This is a genomic window from Pontibacter fetidus (assembly GCF_010119545.1).
GTDB lineage: Bacteria > Bacteroidota > Bacteroidia > Cytophagales > Hymenobacteraceae > Pontibacter > Pontibacter fetidus.
This window is the reverse complement of the sequence record NZ_JAAEAA010000013.1, coordinates 13798-32601: the sequence shown is the minus strand read 5'-3', so window position 1 is coordinate 32601 and position 18804 is coordinate 13798. Positions and strand designations below refer to the sequence as shown.

Below are 18804 nucleotides of genomic sequence, written 5' to 3'. Positions count from 1 at the left end.
TTAGGACCTATAAGTATCGTTATTTCTGTTCCATCAGTTGCTGCACTTTGGCCTGCACCGCTGGGTCCTGCTTAAAGGCTAACATGATCTGTTCATACTTTTCTACGGTCAAGCCATCTTTTACAATTGCTTTTTCCATGTCCTGCTCCATAGTTGGCTGCAGGGCCATCATGCGCTGCGCCGATTTATTAAAGGCTGCAAACTCTTCGGGGGTGGCTTTTACCTCGTTTATTTTCTGTTGCTGATGCGCTTTTGCCATTTCTGTAAATTTCTCTACACTCAGTTTTTCTTCGGCAAGTATAGCCAGCATCGCTTTTTCGCCTTCTTTCTGTACAACCATTAAACGTCCGTTGGCCTGGGCAAACTGTTTCAGGTCTGCATCGGTGAAGGCACTGGTTGGGGTAGTTTGCGGGGTAATCTGCTCTGTCTTAGGCTGAACAGGCGGTGTTTGTTGTTTTTTCTTTTGTGCAAAAGCAGTGTTGGTAACAGTACCTGCACCAACTATAAGTACAGCCACAGCAAGCCCTTTCAGTTTATTCTTGATCATATTCATAAAATTCCGGATTGGTTTAAAAGAGATGAAAAATGGTTTGTATGGCAGTTCTGTAACATGCCGGAACAACGTATACTTCCTTTCTTGCTGATTTGTTGTTACTGCCCGGTAACACCAGCGCCTAAACTATAGGTAATTAAACGCTGAAGGCAGGTATATATTATAAGTTTTAACCACCGCTTTCTACACTTCATCTGCCCTATTCTACAGTTCATCAGGTTTAAATTTTAAGGGGCTGTGCGTCGGTGCATCTTTGGTTTGAAGTTTAAAACACAGCGGCTATGAAAAAGCTATACACATGTTTTCTGATCTTAATTTGCCTTACCTCCTGGCAGGCACTGGCACAACAGCAACACACTATAAGCGGCAACGTGCTGGACGCCAAAGGAGAGCCGATAGCCGGTGTAAATGTGTATATAAAGAACAGTTACGATGGCGCCTCTACGGGTGCAGATGGCAGGTTTAGTTTTAAGACAACAGCTACCGGCACGCAAACTATAGTTGCCAGCTTTTTAGGCTACGAAACCCAGGAGCAAACTATAACTATACCCGCTGCTGCCCCAACTATAACTTTTAAACTGAAAGAGAAATTTAACCAACTGAACGCAGTAACTATAACAGCCGGTGCTTTTGAGGCCGGAGACGAGAAACGCAGCACCATTCTGAGTTCCCTGGATATTGCTACTACCGCCGGTGCTACTGCCGATATTTACCCTGCCATTAATACCCTGCCCGGAGCACAGCGCGTAGGCGAAGACGGGAAGCTGTTTGTGCGCGGAGGCGACAGTCACGAAACCCAGACCTTTATAGATGGCCTGAAAGTACAGAAACCGTACAACTCGTCGGTGCCGGATTTGCCTGCGCGTGGCCGCTTTTCCCCTTTTATGTTCAGTGGCACTACCTTTAGCTCGGGTGGCTATTCTGCGGAGTATGGGCAGGCACTTTCGTCGGCGCTGCTGCTCAAAACCAACGGCCTGCCAGAGAAAACAGAGACCGGAATTTCTATAATGTCGGTAGGCCTGGGCGCATCGCATACAAAACGCTGGGAGAACACATCGCTGGCTCTAACTGCCGACTATACTAACCTAGCTCCTTACACTTCCCTTATCAAACAAAACATAGATTGGCTGCATGCCCCTGAAAGCAAAGGCGGCTCAGCTATACTCCGGCACCAGACCAGAAACGGCGGAATGCTAAAAGCGTACAGCAGCTATAGTGCATCAGGTTTTGAGCTGAACCAACGTACACCTGACGGCAGCAGCCACATCCGGTTAAACAACCGCAACTTTTACAGCAACGCCACTTACCAGAATGCCCTGACCGAAAAATGGACCTTATATACCGGCCTCAGCTATAGTGCCAATACTGATGTTATAGTTGCAGATTCCCAGAATATTAAAGACACAGACCAGGCAACCCAAGGTAAACTAATGCTGGAACACCAACTGGCAGACCCGCTGTGGCTAAAAGTAGGTACCGAACTATCAGCCCGAAACTATAGCCAGCATTATTCTGAAAGCCCTGCCCACGAAACTATACTTGCTGATTTCACAAATTACTTTAGCGCTGTATTTACTGAAGCTGACTGGTATATCAGTAAAAAACTGGTAGCGCGGGTCGGTGTTCGGGCAGAAAACGCTTCGGCACTGGAAAGTATAAATGCTGCGCCACGCATTTCGCTGGCTTATAAAACCGATGCACATGGGCAGATATCGGCAGCTTACGGAAAGTTTTACCAGTTACCTGAAGCACAGTTTCTGAAGATTACAGATAAGTTACGTTCTGAAAGCGCCACACATTACATCCTGAACTACCAGCGCCAGAAAGATAACCGCACTTTCAGGGTAGAAGGCTATTATAAAAAGTATGATAACCTGGTAAAGTATAACCCCGAACAGCCCTACTTGCCAGGCAGCTATAACAACAGCGGCTCCGGTTATGCACAAGGTATAGATGTGTTCTGGAGAGACCGAAAAACCTTTAAATATGCAGATTACTGGATCTCGTACTCGCTGCTGGATACGCGTCGCAACTATAAGGATTACCCGCAGCAGGCTGTACCAACATTTGCATCAAAACATAACCTGAGTATCGTTTACAAACACTTCATCCCGAAGCTACAGACACAAGTGGGGGCTACCTACTCTTTTGCCAGCGGCCGCCCTTACCACAACCCGAACCACGAAGGCTTTAACCAAAACCGCACGCCAACCTATAACGACCTCAGCCTGAACATTAGTTACCTGACCAGCCTGCGGGGAAATTTTACGATAATTTATGTATCGGCAACAAACCTGCTGGGCAACAACCATGTGTACAGCTACCGCTATGCTGCTACCCCTGACGAAGCGGGCAACTATAGCAGCCTTGCAGTAGAGCCGCCATCCAGGCACTTCCTGTTCGCCGGCGTGTTCATCAACTTCGGTGGCAACGGCATACACCATTAGAAGTTAGAAAGTTAAAAAGTTAGAGAGTTAGAAAGTCTGGGAGTAGAACTTCAACATTATCAACTATAGATCATCAACTGTAAATTATAAACTATAACAACCATGAAAAAGCAGATTTTACTTATTGTTACGGCTATACTTTTAGCTTTAAACACATTTGCGCAGAAGGGCAACTACGAAGCAGCCATTGGCCAGAACCTGGAAAGTATGCGCAATGCCAAAACTGTACAGGAATACCAGCAGGTAGTAAATAAATTTGAGCGTATTGCCGCTGCCGAACCCAACGAGTGGTTACCTGCTTACTATGCCACCCTAACTTACATTAATATGAGCGATGATGAGACGGACGGCGACAAAAAAGACCAGCTACTGGATAAGGCGCAACAACACTTAGATAATGCGTTTAAATTGGTACCAAAGGAATCGGAGCTGTATGTGCTGCAGGGGTATGTGCACTTAATGCGCATCAGTGTATCGCCGATGCTGCGCGGTATGAAGTATAGCGGCCTGGCCATAGAGAACTTTGAAAAAGCCAAAGCCCTTAACCCCGACAACCCGAGAGCTTATTTTATGCTGGGCTCTACCAAATTTAACACCCCTGCCATGTTTGGCGGCGGCCCCGAAGCAGCAAAACCTTACTTAACAACCGCCAAAGCAAAGTATAGCCAGGCAAAACCTGCTTCTGCCATTGCACCACACTGGGGCCAGAAAGCTGCTGAAAGCCTGCTTGCCAAGTGTAACTAACGCATCTTTACATTTCCGGAAACTATAGCCTTACAGCTACAACTATAGCAGAAGCCATACAAAAGCTGTAACTTAAGCCAGTTTAAATGCCACGAACAACACCTCCTGCACCAGCTATGCCAGCTAAAGCGCAACCAGACAAAAAATCGGGGAAGAAACACATCCGTAAGTTACTGAAGCAACTGGCTATTTTGCTGGTGGCCTCGCTGGTAGTAATGTTTATCGGGTGCCCGCAGTGTTTTGAGTTTAGGTTGAGCCGGCTGCTGGTGAGCTTCGGGTTTTCGGTGGCCATGTTTGCATCGTTATGGCAGGTAAACGAGCGCCTGACCAACGTGCTGGATGCTTACATGCCCTGGTTTAACAATCCGGCCAAACGCCTGCTGGTTAGCATTATCGGTACTATAGTGGTGTCGGGTATTGTGGTGATTTTGCTTAATGCCATTTTCCTTTCTATCCGGGGCTATAGTTTCCAGCATTTTACCCAACAGGACTGGCAGAGCATGGTAATAGGCCCGCTTGTTATTACCTTTTTTATATCCATGTTCGGGCACAGCCGCTCTTTTTTGCTGGGCTGGCGGCAAACGGCCATTAATGCCGAACGGCTTCAGAAAGAAAGCATCGCCTCGCAGTACGAATCGTTAAAGGCACAGGTAAACCCGCACTTTTTGTTTAACAGCCTGAACGCGCTCACCAGCCTGGTAGAAACCGACCAGAAACTGGCCGTAAAATTTATCCGGAAGCTATCAGAAGTATACCGCTACGTATTGGACAGCCGCCAGAAAGAAGTAGTGTCGCTAACCGAAGAGCTGGGCTTTCTGGAATCTTATATTTACCTGCAAAAGATACGTCTCGGCGAGGCGCTATACCTGCAAAATGACCTGCCACAGGATAACATTTTAATGGTGGTGCCACTTGGGCTGCAGATGCTGGTAGAGAATGCTATAAAACACAACGTGGCTTTAGAAGAGCAGCCGCTGCGCATACAGTTATACCTGCAGAATGAGTACATAGTAGTGCAAAACAACCTGCAGGAGCGCCGTACCCGCGATGAAGATTCGACCAACACTGGCCTGGCCAACCTGAAAGCACGCTATAGTTACCTTACCGATAAGCCGGTGCTGGTGCAGCCAACCGAGCGTGAATTTATAGTTAAACTGCCCATTTTACACATTAAAGCCTGATGCGGGTACTGATCGTAGAAGATGAAAAACTGGCTACTGAGCGCCTGGCCAACCTGTTGCAACAAGCCGATGCCACAATAGAACTTGTTGCCACCGCGCCGTCCGTACGCAAAACAGTAGAGTTGCTCAAACTCAAACCCCAGCTCGACCTGATCTTTATGGACATACAACTTGCTGATGGCTTAAGCTTTGAGATATTTGAACAAGTGCCAGTAGAAGTACCGGTTATTTTTACTACGGCTTATGATGCCTATGCCGTGCGGGCTTTTAAAGTTAACAGCATCGATTACCTGCTAAAGCCCATAGATGAGGACGAACTGAAGGCTGCGCTGGAGAAATTCAGGAAATTGAAGCCCGCCACTACGCCAGGCTTAGGTACCCTAGAACAGGCCATGCAGCTATTAAAAGACGGCAACAGGAGCTACAAAAACCGCTTCGTGGTAAAAATGGGCGAGCACCTGCACATGATTCCCGTAGAGGATGTGGAATACTTTTATAGTTACGAAAAAGGCACTTTTCTGCAAACTATACTAGGTAAACGGTACACGATAGATTACACCATGGATCAACTGGAGCAGCTTGTAAGCCCTGCACATTACTTCCGGGTGAACCGTGGCTACCTGGTAAGCATAAAAGCGGTACAAACTATAGTTGCCTGGAGCAATAGCCGCCTGAAACTGGAACTTACGCACCCCGCCCCGACAGAAGTAGTGGTAAGCCGGGAAAAAGTACAACCATTTAAAACCTGGCTGGATAGTTAGGCAACTATAGCTGTATCATCTCTTTTCAGTATTTCGGGCAAGAGCTTTATGTAGCCTATAGCTTAAAACGCTGAGTAGCTGTCGGAAAAGCCTGGTCGATTTCATATATTAGCGGTATCATATATAAACGCTGACCCTCATATGAAAGCAAACTTATTCCTGTTCTTTTTATCCACTATTCTTCTTTTCAATTTGCAGCCTGCTACGGCACAGTCCGATTTCAGAGATGGTTTTGTAGTGCTGAGCGCGGGCGATACCTTAAAAGGACAAGTGAATTACCGCTCCGGTATTTTAGCAGGCAATGTTTGTGTATTTAAACCAGCAGGCCAGGCCAAAGAAGTTAGTTATACTCCGAAGGACATTGCAGGCTACGGCTTCCCGAACGATAAGAATTTTCTGGTACGCCACCTCGACCATGCTGATACACTGGCAGCTGAAGATGTTTTTGTGGAAGAGTTGGTAAGAGGCAACATCGGGCTCTATAACTATAAAGGCACCTTCTTTGTAGAGAAAAATAGCGACACCAAACTGCATAAACTATACATTACGCATCAGTCTTACTACAAATACGGCGTAAACGAAAACCCTGCCAATAGCACCGGAACGCTGGCTGTGAGGCAAATAAACCACCATGTAATGGTGCTGAACATGTTGATGCAGGATTGCTTCCGGATGTTGAGTAAGATAGAACGGGTAACACTTACTCAGAAAAGCCTGGTGGCGCTGGTACGCGAATACAACCAGTGTACCGGAAGCGAAGACCTGACCGTATTTAAAGAATCTAAACCCTGGTTAGCAGCGCGTGCAGGTATAGTTGCAGGTTTTAACCATACATCACTTAACTTTTCGGCAAAAGATGAGGCGTACCTGCACCTGGAGCATGCCGACTTTAACAAGGAAACATATCCTAGCTTTGGGTTAATGGTTCGCTTTAACTCTCCGCGTGTAAGTGAGCAACTGGCGCTGCAACTGGAAGCACAATATGTAGGCTACAAGTATACGGCACAGCCAAGCTATGAGTGGTTTGATACTTATTACGATAACGACATTGCGTTTAACCTGTCGGCTGTAAAAGGAAGCGCCCTGTTACGTTATGACTTCGGCGGCAAAGCAATACAGCCTTTCGTAAATCTGGGTAGCTTTATCAACTTTTACCAGACCCGTGACTACAAACACAGGCAATATGTGAGAAGAACAAGCACCGGCACACCTGAAGAGCGCATAAAAGATAACCCTGATTTTGTAGCTAAGCGTCAGAAGGGCTTACTTGCCGGAGCCGGCACTTACATTAACATAAAAAACAAGAAACTATCGGTAGAGGCGCGGTATGAGTACGGAGCAGATCTGCACGAACACAGCGCTGCAAACCGCATGAATAAGGTACTTGATTCCAACACCCAAACTATAGCATTACTGCTAGGCTTGTATTTTTAGATCACGAAGCAACTATAGCTGGTCATAAATGAGATGTAGTATTTACTTTATCTTACCAACAAAAAGAGCTGCCTTAATACTGAAGACAGCTCTTTTGTTATATGCCAGGCAAGTACAATTACCTTAAAGGATAAAGTTATACTTGCAAGCCGGCTATAGTTGACGAAGACTTTATAGTTGGCACTTTCACAAACTGTTCCTTTTTAAGGTTAAGCCACTCCAGGGCGGTGCCGCTCAGCATGCGTTCTATTGTTGTCAGGTCATAAGGCATCGATTCTATCAGTTTGCCGGGCTCCAGTTCGCCCAGCGGGAACGGGTAGTCTGTTCCTAACGCAATTTTATCAGCACCAACCAAATTTACTAGGTATTCCAGCATCAGCGGGTCGTGCACCAGCGAATCGAAGTAAAATTTGCCCAGGTACTCGCGTGGGTTTACAGGGTTATCGATGGCGCAAAGGTCTGGCCTAACCTCAAAGCCATGCGCAATACGACCTATAGTTGACGGGAAGGAACCGCCGCCGTGCGCAAAGGCTACGCGCAGTTTCGGCAAGCGCTCAAATACGCCTCCAAATATCATCGAGCAAATGGCAACGGTCGTTTCGGCGGGCATGCCAACCAGCCACGGCATCCAGTAATTACCAGTTCTATCTTTACCCAGCATATCCCAGGGGTGCACAAAAATAGCAGCGCCCAGGTCCTGTGCGGCTTCAAAAATGGGAAAGAGCTCTGCGGCATCCAGGTTTTTGCCATTTATGTTAGATCCGATCTGTATGCCCGGCATGCCCAGTTCTTTTACACAGCGCTCCAGCTCTTTTATAGATAAATCAGCATCCTGCATAGGTAGTGTTCCCAGGCCAATAAAGCGGTCAGGATAATCGGCCACGATGCCGGCAATGTGGTCATTCAGGAGTTTACTCAGGTCGTAGGTATGCTCGGGTTTGGCCCAGTAGTTAAACATCACCGGCACCGTGCTTAGCACCTGCACCCCTACTCTATGCTGGCTGCACTCGTGCATGCGCACCTTCGGGTCCCAGCAGTTGTCTTCAATTTCGCGGAAGAATTTATCGTCCATCATCATGCGGGCGCAGCAGGGTTTATGGTGCTCTAAGCGTATAAAGCCGCCATAGCCGTACCGCTCGCGCAGGTTAGGCCAGGTAGCAGGCAAAATGTGCGTGTGTATGTCGATCTTCAACAGACCGGAGTCAGTTAGTACAGGATGTGTGGGTGTATGTTCGTGCATGATGTAAAAGGGCGAAAATGCCGGATCTAACTATACGACACTGTCAGGCAATCCAACAATATAAGCATTTATACTATAAATACGCAGCCTGTGGCTCAAAAGCTTCCCCGTTTTTATAGTTGCGCTGCAACCCCGAACTATAAACTATAGCCAGCGCACCAAACCCAACTATAGCGCAAAAGCAAACCGACACAAATTAGTATATTCGCAGACCTTTACGAAAATAGCCGCCCATAGTGGCATAAACTATACCTTACCATGAACTACCAGAATACCCTTGCCTTTGCGCAGGAACAGGACCAGAACGACCCGTTACATCACTTCAGAGATAAATTTTACTTTCCGCAGGTAAACAAGCAGGATGCTATCTACTTCTGTGGCAACTCGCTCGGGCTGCAGCCAAAATCGGCACAGATGTACATCGATAACGAAATGTATAAATGGGCAAACCTGGCTGTGGAAGGGCATTTTAAAGGCGAAGAACCCTGGTTTAACTACCACGAACTGTTAGCTGCCGGCGCTGCCCGCGTGGTAGGCGCCAAAGAAAGCGAAGTCGTGATCATGAACCAACTGACCGTAAACCTGCACCTGATGCTGGTATCTTTCTACAGACCGGAAGGCAAGCGATTCAAGATAATCACCGAAGCCGGAGCTTTCCCATCAGACCAGTATGCTTTAGAAACACAGACAAAATTCCATGGCTTTAACCCCGACGAGGCTGTAGTTGAGCTATACCCGCGCGAAGGCGAGCACACGCTGCGCAACGAAGACATCCTGCAGGCCATAAAAGACAATGCCGATGAGTTGGCGCTGGTAATGATGGGCGGCATTAACTACTATACCGGCCAGGTATTCGACATGGAAGCTATTACAAAAGCAGGCCACGAAGCCGGAGCTATAGTTGGTTTCGACCTGGCGCACGCTGCCGGCAACGTACCGGTTAAGCTGCACGACTGGGATGTAGACTTTGCGGTGTGGTGTACTTATAAATACCTGAACTCTGGCCCGGGCGGTACGTCTGGTGTGTTTGTGCACGAACGCCACGCCAACAACCCCGACCTGCCACGTTTTGCCGGCTGGTGGGGCCACGATGCGAGCTCACGTTTCCAGATGAAAAAAGGCTTTATACCAATGCCCGGCGCAGCAGGCTGGCAACTGAGTAATGCACAAATTTTACCATTAGCTGTGCACCGTGCCTCTTTGGAGCTGTTTGATGAAGCCGGCATGGAGAACCTGCGCGCCAAAAGCGAGAAACTGACCGGTTACCTGGAGTACCTGATCAACGATGTGCATGTAGGGAAAGACGTGCTGGAAATGATCACGCCAACCGACCCGAACGCCCGTGGTTGCCAGATATCGATTTTAGTTAAACAAAATGCCCGCGAGCTGTTTAACAAATTGATGGAGGCCGGCATTATAGTAGACTACCGCGAGCCAAATGTGATCAGGGTTGCACCTACCCCGCTTTACAATAGTTTTGAGGAAGTGTACCGTTTTTCTGAAATACTGCACAAGACCCTGGAAGCACATCAGTAGCCCCTGTTAACACAGGCACAAACTATAAAACCTGGCTCGCTAAACTATAGGCGGGCCAGGTTTTTATACTTTAATGGAGGCAAGTATAAAACTTTACCCGTTTTTTAAGTATAACAAGCTATTACAGGTTTAACGCTGCCACATGAACCTCTCGATAGAAAATATTTTGCTGGGCATATCCATACTGCTGCTCACGAGTATCCTTATAAGTAAAAGCCTGGGCAGGTTTGGTATTCCGGCGCTTATACTTTTCCTGGCGGTGGGCATGCTGGCTGGCTCCGAGGGCATAGGCAACATCCATTTCGATGACCCGGGAGCAGCCCAGTCCATGGGTACAGTTGCCCTTACGATCATCCTTTTTTCGGGTGGGCTCGATACCCGCTGGGATACAACTAAACCTATACTTTGGCGGGGCGTCAGCTTGTCAACACTCGGGGTGTTTATTACGGCTATGTTGCTGGGCCTTTTTGTGTGGGCCATCACTGATTTTACCTTGCTCGAGGCGCTGCTGCTGGGTTCTATTGTATCGTCTACCGATGCGGCGGCCGTGTTTTCCATCCTCCGTTCTAAAAATATCGGCCTTAAAAACAACCTGCGCCCTACCCTGGAACTGGAATCGGGCAGCAACGACCCCATGGCTTATTTCCTGACCGTGAGCTTCACGTTCCTGATCATGAATGAGGCTGAATCCAGTTTATGGGACCTGGTACCGATGTTCTTTCTGCAGATGAGTATTGGCGCGGTGATGGGGGTTATTATGGGGCGCTTCATGGCCTGGGTCATTAACCGGATTATGCTGGAACAGGAAGGCCTTTACCCGGCGCTATCGCTGGGGATGCTTATTTTTACCTATGCCTTTACATCCGTTATCAGCGGCAACGGTTTTTTGGCCGTGTATATAGCGGGTGTTATACTAGGCAACCGAAACTTCCTGCACCGGGGTAGTATCAACAGGTTTTACGATGGCCTGGCCTGGCTTATGCAAATACTCATGTTCCTGACGCTGGGCCTGCTGGTTTTTCCGTCGCACATGGTTCCGGTTATTGGGCTGGGCTTGCTTATCTCTATTTTCCTGATGCTGGTGGCGCGGCCTGTCAGTGTTTTTATCAGCCTGCTTTTCTCCAACAATACCCTGCCCGATAAACTATATATTTCGTGGGTTGGCCTGCGCGGTGCCGTACCCATTGTTTTTGCTACCTACCCCATGCTGGCCGGTGTCCAGAAATCAGAGATGATCTTTAACATCGTATTTTTTATCGTGCTGACATCGGTTATATTACAAGGCACCACCTTAACTATAGTTGCGCAATGGCTTGGCCTCTCTAAATGGAACAAACAACTAAAGCGTTTAGAGTTAGGCGATGAAATGGGCTACGACACGAAAAACGCGCTTATAGAGCTGGACCTTGCCAAGGGAAGCGCCGCAGTAGGTAAATCTATAGTTGAACTGCAATTCCCGAAAACAGCGCTTATTGTACTCATAAACCGCGAAGGCAAATATATTACTCCAAATGGCGCCACCATATTGCAGGAAAACGACAAACTGCTGGTGATGATCGATAACGATAACGAACTGGATAAAGTAAACCTGGCATTGGGCATTACTTAACGCGGATCAGTTTAAGGCAGCAAACTATAGCAGCTTAGTATGTATAAATACCGTATACACCGCAACAACTACGTAAAACCGCCCAGCCACCCAGTCCATGGACCCATACATTCTGAACCTAACTATCATTGGCCTGGCGGCGCTATCTATGGCCTGGTTGCCCCGTTTGCTGCACAAAACCTTTCTTTCTTTTCCGATAGTTTTTGTGGCGGTTGGGGCTATACTGTACCTGCTGCCTATTAACCTGCCCACACCCAACCCGCTCTGGCAGGAAGATTACGTGATACACCTCACCGAACTGGTCGTTATTATCTCGCTGATGGGAACCGGCCTTAAAATCAGGCGCACGTTTAACTGGAAAAACTGGCAAATCCCTTTCAGGCTGGTAAGTATAACCATGTTGCTGTGCATTGCCGGGCTGGGCTTTATGGGCTGGGGCTTTTTAGGCTTAGCTCCTGCTGCTGCTATTTTACTGGGCGCCGTGCTTGCCCCCACCGACCCGGTACTGGCCGAGCAGGTGCAGGTTGGCCCCCCCGATGACCCCGAAGAAGACGATGTACGGTTTTCGCTGACCGCAGAAGCAGGCCTGAACGACGGCATGGCTTTCCCGTTTACCTGGCTGGCTGTGGTAGTGGCTATTGCTGCAGGCACCTCCGGCGAGTGGTTATCTGACTGGTTACTGCGCGATTTACTTTACAGGTTAGTAGCCGGTGTAGCTATAGGCTGGCTGGTGGGGCGTTTATTGGCTTATCTTATTTTTACACTGCCCCGCAAAACCCGGTTCCCTAAGGCCGAAGATGGGTTCCTGGCCCTGTCGGCCACGTTGGTATCGTATGGGCTTACCGAACTGGCGCATGGCTACGGCTTCCTGGCGGTGTTTTTTACAGCTATAACCATGAGCAGCTACGAAGTGGAAGATAAGTACCACACCGAAATGCATGACTTTGTAGATCAGATAGAAAAAATACTGATGGTGGTACTGCTTATAGTTTTTGGCGGGAGTCTTGTACGTGGCTTGCTCGATCACCTGACCTGGAATGGAGCCTTTATCGGGTTGGCATTTCTGTTCATCATTCGCCCGGTTTCGGCACTAATTGGTTTACTGGGTATAAAAGTGCCGCTTCATGAGAAACTTGCCATTAGTTTTTTTGGTATCCGGGGTATTGGCTCGTTCTTTTATCTTTCGTTTGCCCTGGATAAGATAGATTTTGCGCAGGCAGACGAGCTTTGGTCGGTAGTTGGTTTTATAGTGATGGTCTCTATTTTACTGCATGGCTTAACGGCTACGCGTGTTATGAGCTACCTCGACTGGACCAGGAAAAGAAAAGAACGCTTAAACAGATCACGGAAAACCAGCTAAAACTATGGACAACCGTTTCGCGCAGATCATGATGCCGGATGCAAACGTCTGGTATGCTCCCGCCTTTTTCAGTCCCGAAGCCAGCAACCTTTACTTTCAGCAATTACTTACACAAATAAACTGGCAGCAGGAAAGTATCCGGATGTTTGGGAAAGAGCTGCCCATGCCCCGCCTCACAGCCTGGTACGGCGACAAAAGCTATACTTACTCCGGCCTCCAGAACAAACCACAACCCTGGCTGCCCATATTATCAGAATTAAAACAACAGCTAGAAGAAGCCACTGGCCAAACCTATAACAGCGTACTTTTAAACCTATACCAAAACGGGCAACACAGCATGGGTTGGCACTCCGACGATGAGCCGGAACTTGGCTCAGAACCAACTATAGCCTCGGTAAGTTTTGGGGCACCACGCAGGTTTGGTTTCAGGCACAGGTATAACAAAGAACTCAAAAACACCTACCTAACCATGCAGCATGGCAGCGTGCTACTGATGCAAGGCCCAACCCAGCACTTCTGGCACCACGCTATCCCTAAAACTACCAAACCAACCGGAAGCCGCATTAACCTTACCTTTCGCAAAATTGTGAGCTAAGCACACTGCATTCGTAATTAGCATTGTGAAAAAAGAAAGGAAACTGTTACTTTACACCAAAGTGGTATAGCCTATAGTTTACCCTATGACCGAAAAGAAGAACATCGCCATTATGGGAGCCGGTTTGGTTGGCTCATTGCTGTCGTTATACCTGGCCAAGCGCGGCTTTAAAGTAGACCTGTACGAGCGCCGGCCCGACATGCGTGTAAGTACCCTGGATGGCGGAAGGTCGATAAACCTGGCTCTTAGCGACCGCGGCTGGCGCGCCCTGAGGGGTATTGGCATTGAAGAAGAAGTACGCCAGGTAGCAATACCGATGTACGGCCGCATGATGCACAGCGAAAACGGCGAACTTACCTATCAGCCTTATGGTAAAGAGGGGCAGGCCATTTACTCTGTATCAAGGGCTGGCCTGAACATGGCACTTATGAACCTCTCGGAGCCCAACCCCGATATAAATTACCACTTTAACATGCAGGTGCAGGACGTAAACCTGCGCACCAACCAGGTAGCCCTGCGCAACCACAGCGCCAACACCGACGAAACTATAGCCCCTGACCTTATTTTTGGGGCCGATGGCGCATTCTCGCTGGTGCGCGGCGCGCTGCAGAAAACCGAGCGTTTTAACTACCAGCAAAGCTACCTGGAGTATGGCTACAAAGAGCTAACGATACCTGCTGCCGATGGCGGTGGCTGGCTACTCGAAAAGAATGCCCTGCATATCTGGCCACGTGGAAATTTTATGATGATCGCCCTGCCAAATACCGATGGCAGCTTTACCTGTACCTTGTTTTTCCCTTACGAGGGCGAGCGCTCGTTTGCTTCCATTAAAACAGATACCGACCTGCTCAACTTTTTCCTAGAAGTTTTCCCGGATGCCGTACCGTTAATGCCTGACCTGGCCCAGGATTATTTCTGTAACCCGACTGGCTCGCTGGTAACTATAAAGTGTTTCCCGTGGAGCTATGAGGATAAAGTGTTGCTGATCGGCGATGCCTGCCACGCCGTAGTACCTTTTTATGGCCAGGGCATGAATGCCGGCTTCGAGGACATAACCGTGCTGGACAAAATGATGGAGACATTTGATGGTGACTGGGAAACCTTGTTTAAAGCTTTTGAACGCAAACGCAAACCCGACGCCGACGCCATCGCTGACCTGGCCGTGATGAATTTTATTGAGATGCGCGATAAAGTTGCCGACCCTAACTTTTTGCTCCGCAAGAAAATAGAAACCAGGATCAGCGAACAGTACCCTGACAAGTGGCTTACACTATACGGCATGGTTACCTTTTCCGACCTACCATACTCCTATGCCCTCGAAACCGGCCAGATACAGGACAAGATCATGCAGAAGATCATGAAACACATCAACACCATCGAGGATTACAATAAACCTGAAGTGCAGCAACTGCTACAGGAACAGCTGGTACATAAAGAGAAACTCAAAGCCTACCAAAGTCAGGAAGTATAGTCAGAGTTAGTTAGGCCTCGTAGCGTCCGGAGATGCCAAGAGCGTCCTGGCTACGAAGCTATAGTTATTGGTACAAGACACTCCGAGGTTTTGCAAACGCTCGGAGGTCGTTTGAGGTGGGCTATAGTTTTATAGTTACTTTTTACCTCACCCCAGCCCTCTCCTTTTAAAGAGGGCCCCTACCCCCAAAACAGCAGAGGCAGCTTTTGCTTTTCTGTTGTCATCCTGTAAGGATCTTGTGGAAAGATACGTTAAGCCTTCGCTATAACACACCCCTGCCCCTCTCAAGAGGGGAATTTCTGCTGTAGCTATAGTTGACTTTATAGTTCTATAGTTACAACCTAAAAGCGGACAGGTCGCGACCTGTCCCTACGGAATTATTACCCCAATCAATTTCGAAGCTTACCGTGTCCAACTATAGATATAGGTCAATAGTAGAAAGATCGCAGTCTTTGGGTTGAGCGCCTCGAGAGGTTCCGGTGCCGCAAGGCATTGCGACGTAGGAGCAAAGGAAGCGAAAGCAGCGATCAATCCAAAGACGGGGCCTCCCGGCCGTGAGGGCACCAAAGCTATAGTTGAAACGATGGGTCAGTAAAGCTCCTAGGAATACAAGAAGTTTGAAAGGATAGCTTGGTTCGGATTGTTAACTATAAACAGAGATAGATTTCTCCTAACGTCGAAATGACAAATGTGAAACTATAGAACAATAGACACTAGCAGGAGCTGCGCACGCTGCCAGGTCTAAAACTATACTTTACTTTACAGCTTCAGCTGGCTTAACCGGTGGTTGCAACACTTCGCCACAATTACTGCAAGTACGCTTCTGTTCATCATCCCAGAAATTACCCATAATAACTGGCAGCTGCTTTACTATATCGGTTACTTCGGTAAAGTCTTCGTGTAGTTTGTTGCCGCAGTTCTCACAGAACCACATAAAGCCATCCTTTTCCCCTTCGCGGCGGTAACGCTCTATTACCAGGCCTACTGTGTTGGCAGGGCGCTGCGGTGAGTGTGGCACGCGTGGTGGCAACAGGAAAATCTCCCCTTCTTTTATCTCAATATCAACCGGTTTGCCATCCTCTATGATCTTTAGTACTATGTCGCCTTCTACCTGATAAAAGAACTCTTCGCTTTCGTCGTAGTGGTAATCTTTGCGGGCATTAGGGCCGCCAACTACCATCACAATAAAATCGTCGTTGCCTTTAAATACCTGCTGGTTGCCTACCGGAGGCTTCAGTAAGTGGCGGTGTTCGTCTATCCATTGCTTAAAATTGAAAGCGCGTTGTATGGCCATAGTTTGGTTTAGTTAGGTTGATACTTGGAAGGTACGCAAAAGCTGGCAAAAATGGTAACCTATAGCTATGCGATGCTAGTTTAAAGCCTTTTGCGTACATTTAGCCTATGAACCTGAATCTACAAAACAAACGAGCTATAGTTTGCGGCAGCACGCAAGGTATTGGTAAAGCCATAGCTATAGAACTGGCACAACTTGGGGCCAACATTACCTTAGCTGCCCGCAACGAAGAAAAATTACAAACAGCACTGCAGGATCTGGATATAAGTCAGGGCCAGAAACACGATTACATTGTAGCTGATTTCTCGGATCCATATAACCTGAACATACAGGTGCAGGCTTACCTGAGCCAACAGCCAATAGTACATATACTGGTAAACAACACCGGCGGGCCAGCTGGCGGACCAATTACTGAAGCTATTTCGGATGCGTTTATGGATGCTTTTAACCAACATTTGATCGCAAACCATTTGCTGGCAAAAGCCGTGATTCCGGGCATGAAAGAAGCGAAGTATGGCCGTATCATCAACATCATCAGCACATCGGTAAAGCAGCCGTTGCATGGATTGGGCGTATCTAATACTATTCGCGGAGCAGTTGCCAGCTGGGCTAAAACGATGGCTAATGAGCTCGGCCAGTTTGGTATCACCGTGAACAACGTGCTACCAGGCGCTACCCGCACCGGCCGCTTAGAATCCATCATCGAAAATAAAGCAAAGAAAACTGCTTCCGAAGTTGATGCCGTGGAAGAAGAGATGATGAAGGAAATACCAGCCCGTCGTTTCGCCGAACCCGAAGAAGTAGCCGCTGCTGCTGCGTTTTTAGCTACGCCTGCTGCTGCTTACATCAGCGGAATAAACGTGCCGGTGGATGGTGGCAGAACGGGGTGTTTGTAGTTGCTAATTATTGAAACTATAGCGTTACAACTAATTCATCATTCATAATTATCCATTATTAATTACCCAGTAGTGCAGCACATACATAACTACATAAACGGCCAGTTAGTAATGCCTGTGGCCGGGCAGTATATTGATAACTATAACCCGGCGCTTGGCGAAGTATACTCGCTAATACCTGATTCGGATGAGCAGGATGTGGAGCAGGCAGTACAGGCAGCGTTGGCAGCTTTCCCGGCTTGGTCTAAAACGCCGGCCGAGAAACGCGGACAGATTATGATGCGCATTGCCGACCTGATAGACCAGAACCTGGACCAACTGGCCGAAGCCGAATCTGTAGACAATGGTAAGCCGTTGAAACTGGCAAAGTCGGTGGATATACCGCGGGCAAGCAGCAACATGCGTTTTTATGGTGCGGCCATTCAGCATTTTGCTTCGGAGGCGCATTACATGGAAGGCACCGATGCCATTAACTATACGGTCCGTCATCCGCATGGCGTAGTGGGCTGCATCTCGCCCTGGAACCTGCCGTTGTACCTGTTCACCTGGAAAATTGCCCCTGCCCTGGCTGCCGGTAATTGTGTAGTTGCCAAGCCATCGGAAGTTACACCTATGACAGCTTACCTGTTGTCGGAAATCTGTATAGAAGCTGGATTGCCGGCAGGTGTACTTAACATTGTGCACGGCTACGGGCATAAAGTAGGCGCGGCCATTACAGCACACCCGAAAGTTCCGGTTATCTCGTTTACAGGTGGAACCGCTACAGGCAAAACTATAGCTGCAACGGCTGCTCCGATGTTCAAAAAGCTGTCGTTGGAGTTAGGCGGCAAAAACCCGAACATCATCTTTGCGGACTGCGATTTCAGCAACACCCTACACACAACTATACACTCATCGTTTGCCAACCAGGGCCAGATCTGTTTGTGCGGCTCCCGTATTTTTATAGAGCGCCCGCTGTACGAGAAGTTCCGGGATGCTTTTGTGGAGAAGGTAAAGGCCATGAAAGTGGGCGACCCGATGGAAGAAAGCTCTAAACTTGGTGCAGTAGTATCAGAACAACACATGCAAAAAGTGCTTTCTTACATTGAACTTGCCAAACAGGAAGGCGGAACTATACTTACTGGCGGGGAACGCGTGGCTGTAAATGGACGCTGCGAAAACGGCTGGTTTATAGCACCAACTATAGTTGAAGGCCTGCCTTACAACTGCCGCACCAACACCGAAGAAATATTCGGCCCGGTAGTTACGCTTATGCCCTTTGATACCGAAGAAGAAGTGATTCAATACGCTAACTGTACTGACTATGGCCTTGCCGCCACCATCTGGACAAACAATTTACAACGGGCACACCGCGTAGCACATCAGGTACACTCCGGCATCATCTGGATAAACACCTGGCTCCTCCGCGACCTGCGCACGCCATTCGGCGGCATGAAAAACTCTGGCGTTGGCCGCGAAGGTGGTTTTGAAGCGTTGCGTTTCTTTACCGAGCCTCAGAATGTTTGTGTGAAGTTGTAGAGGAATTCTGTCTTTTTATCTCAAGTGGCTCTGTTTTATCCAGATACATATCTTTTAACAAAATATACTATTGGAGAAACTGTCCCCTTGAGGAGACAATTCTACTTATTACCTTCCCGCTAGCGCGAGTTTGTAGCTCGTGCATTTAACTTTTTTAGAACTTTT

16 protein-coding genes are annotated in these 18804 nt (G+C 48.1%); 13 read left to right on the top strand and 3 right to left on the bottom strand.

Annotation, left to right across the window (positions count from 1 at the left end; genetic code table 11):
• Window positions 1–19 precede the first annotated feature (19 nt).
• A complete protein-coding gene (locus GWO68_RS11090; protein ID WP_162346518.1) occupies window positions 20–553 on the bottom strand; it encodes a DUF4168 domain-containing protein in 534 nt (177 codons plus the stop codon).
• A gap of 281 nt (window positions 554–834) precedes the next feature.
• Here GWO68_RS11090 and GWO68_RS11085 point away from each other — a divergent pair, with 281 nt between their 5' ends.
• The 5 genes from GWO68_RS11085 to GWO68_RS11065 all read left to right on the top strand — a co-directional run bounded on the left by GWO68_RS11085 (window position 835) and on the right by GWO68_RS11065 (window position 7120).
• Window positions 835–3000, top strand: a complete 2166-nt coding sequence (locus tag GWO68_RS11085) for a TonB-dependent receptor (RefSeq protein WP_162346517.1) — start codon at window positions 835–837, stop codon at window positions 2998–3000.
• A 102-nt stretch (window positions 3001–3102) separates the two neighbouring features.
• Window positions 3103–3744: a hypothetical protein gene (locus GWO68_RS11080; RefSeq protein ID WP_162346516.1), complete on the top strand. Its 642-nt coding sequence runs from the start codon at window positions 3103–3105 to the stop codon at window positions 3742–3744.
• Between the two features lie 86 nt (window positions 3745–3830).
• Window positions 3831–4925, top strand: coding sequence for a sensor histidine kinase (locus GWO68_RS11075; protein ID WP_162346515.1), 1095 nt, complete (start codon window positions 3831–3833; stop codon window positions 4923–4925).
• The gene (locus tag GWO68_RS11070; protein WP_162346514.1) at window positions 4925–5686 is read left to right on the top strand and encodes a LytR/AlgR family response regulator transcription factor; all 762 of its coding nucleotides are present in this window, start codon (window positions 4925–4927) and stop codon (window positions 5684–5686) included. Before GWO68_RS11075 ends, GWO68_RS11070 begins: the two co-directional genes overlap by 1 nt.
• Before the next feature lie 141 nt (window positions 5687–5827).
• On the top strand, window positions 5828–7120 hold the full coding sequence (locus GWO68_RS11065; RefSeq protein WP_162346513.1) for a porin family protein: 1293 nt from the start codon (window positions 5828–5830) through the stop codon (window positions 7118–7120).
• Window positions 7121–7256: 136 nt separating this feature from the next.
• Here the strand turns inward: GWO68_RS11065 and GWO68_RS11060 are convergent, their stop codons facing one another.
• On the bottom strand, window positions 7257–8360 hold the full coding sequence (locus GWO68_RS11060; protein ID WP_202923731.1) for an amidohydrolase family protein: 1104 nt from the start codon (window positions 8358–8360) through the stop codon (window positions 7257–7259).
• Window positions 8361–8618: 258 nt separating this feature from the next.
• Between GWO68_RS11060 and kynU the strand changes: the two genes are divergently transcribed.
• The 6 genes from kynU to GWO68_RS11030 all read left to right on the top strand — a co-directional run bounded on the left by kynU (window position 8619) and on the right by GWO68_RS11030 (window position 15526).
• On the top strand, window positions 8619–9896 hold the full coding sequence (gene kynU / locus GWO68_RS11055) for a kynureninase (RefSeq protein ID WP_162346512.1): 1278 nt from the start codon (window positions 8619–8621) through the stop codon (window positions 9894–9896).
• 142 nt (window positions 9897–10038) lie between these two features.
• A complete protein-coding gene (locus GWO68_RS11050; RefSeq protein WP_162346511.1) occupies window positions 10039–11505 on the top strand; it encodes a potassium/proton antiporter in 1467 nt (488 codons plus the stop codon).
• A 97-nt stretch (window positions 11506–11602) separates the two neighbouring features.
• On the top strand, window positions 11603–12865 hold the full coding sequence (locus tag GWO68_RS11045) for a cation:proton antiporter (protein WP_162346510.1): 1263 nt from the start codon (window positions 11603–11605) through the stop codon (window positions 12863–12865).
• A gap of 4 nt (window positions 12866–12869) precedes the next feature.
• A complete protein-coding gene (locus GWO68_RS11040; protein ID WP_162346509.1) occupies window positions 12870–13460 on the top strand; it encodes an alpha-ketoglutarate-dependent dioxygenase AlkB family protein in 591 nt (196 codons plus the stop codon).
• An 85-nt stretch (window positions 13461–13545) separates the two neighbouring features.
• A complete protein-coding gene (locus GWO68_RS11035; RefSeq protein WP_162346508.1) occupies window positions 13546–14931 on the top strand; it encodes an FAD-dependent oxidoreductase in 1386 nt (461 codons plus the stop codon).
• 457 nt (window positions 14932–15388) lie between these two features.
• Window positions 15389–15526, top strand: a complete 138-nt coding sequence (locus tag GWO68_RS11030) for a hypothetical protein (RefSeq protein ID WP_162346507.1) — start codon at window positions 15389–15391, stop codon at window positions 15524–15526.
• Window positions 15527–15685: 159 nt separating this feature from the next.
• Here GWO68_RS11030 and GWO68_RS11025 read toward each other — a convergent pair whose 3' ends face one another.
• Window positions 15686–16225 carry a 3-hydroxyanthranilate 3,4-dioxygenase gene (locus GWO68_RS11025; RefSeq protein WP_162346506.1) on the bottom strand — a complete coding sequence of 180 codons (540 nt, stop codon included), beginning with the start codon at window positions 16223–16225 and terminating at the stop codon, window positions 15686–15688.
• Window positions 16226–16332: 107 nt separating this feature from the next.
• Here GWO68_RS11025 and GWO68_RS11020 point away from each other — a divergent pair, with 107 nt between their 5' ends.
• Window positions 16333–17121 carry an SDR family oxidoreductase gene (locus tag GWO68_RS11020; protein WP_162346505.1) on the top strand — a complete coding sequence of 263 codons (789 nt, stop codon included), beginning with the start codon at window positions 16333–16335 and terminating at the stop codon, window positions 17119–17121.
• Window positions 17122–17193: 72 nt separating this feature from the next.
• Entirely contained in the window at window positions 17194–18639 is a 1446-nt protein-coding gene (locus tag GWO68_RS11015; RefSeq protein ID WP_317164521.1) for an aldehyde dehydrogenase, read from the top strand.
• Window positions 18640–18804 lie beyond the last annotated feature (165 nt).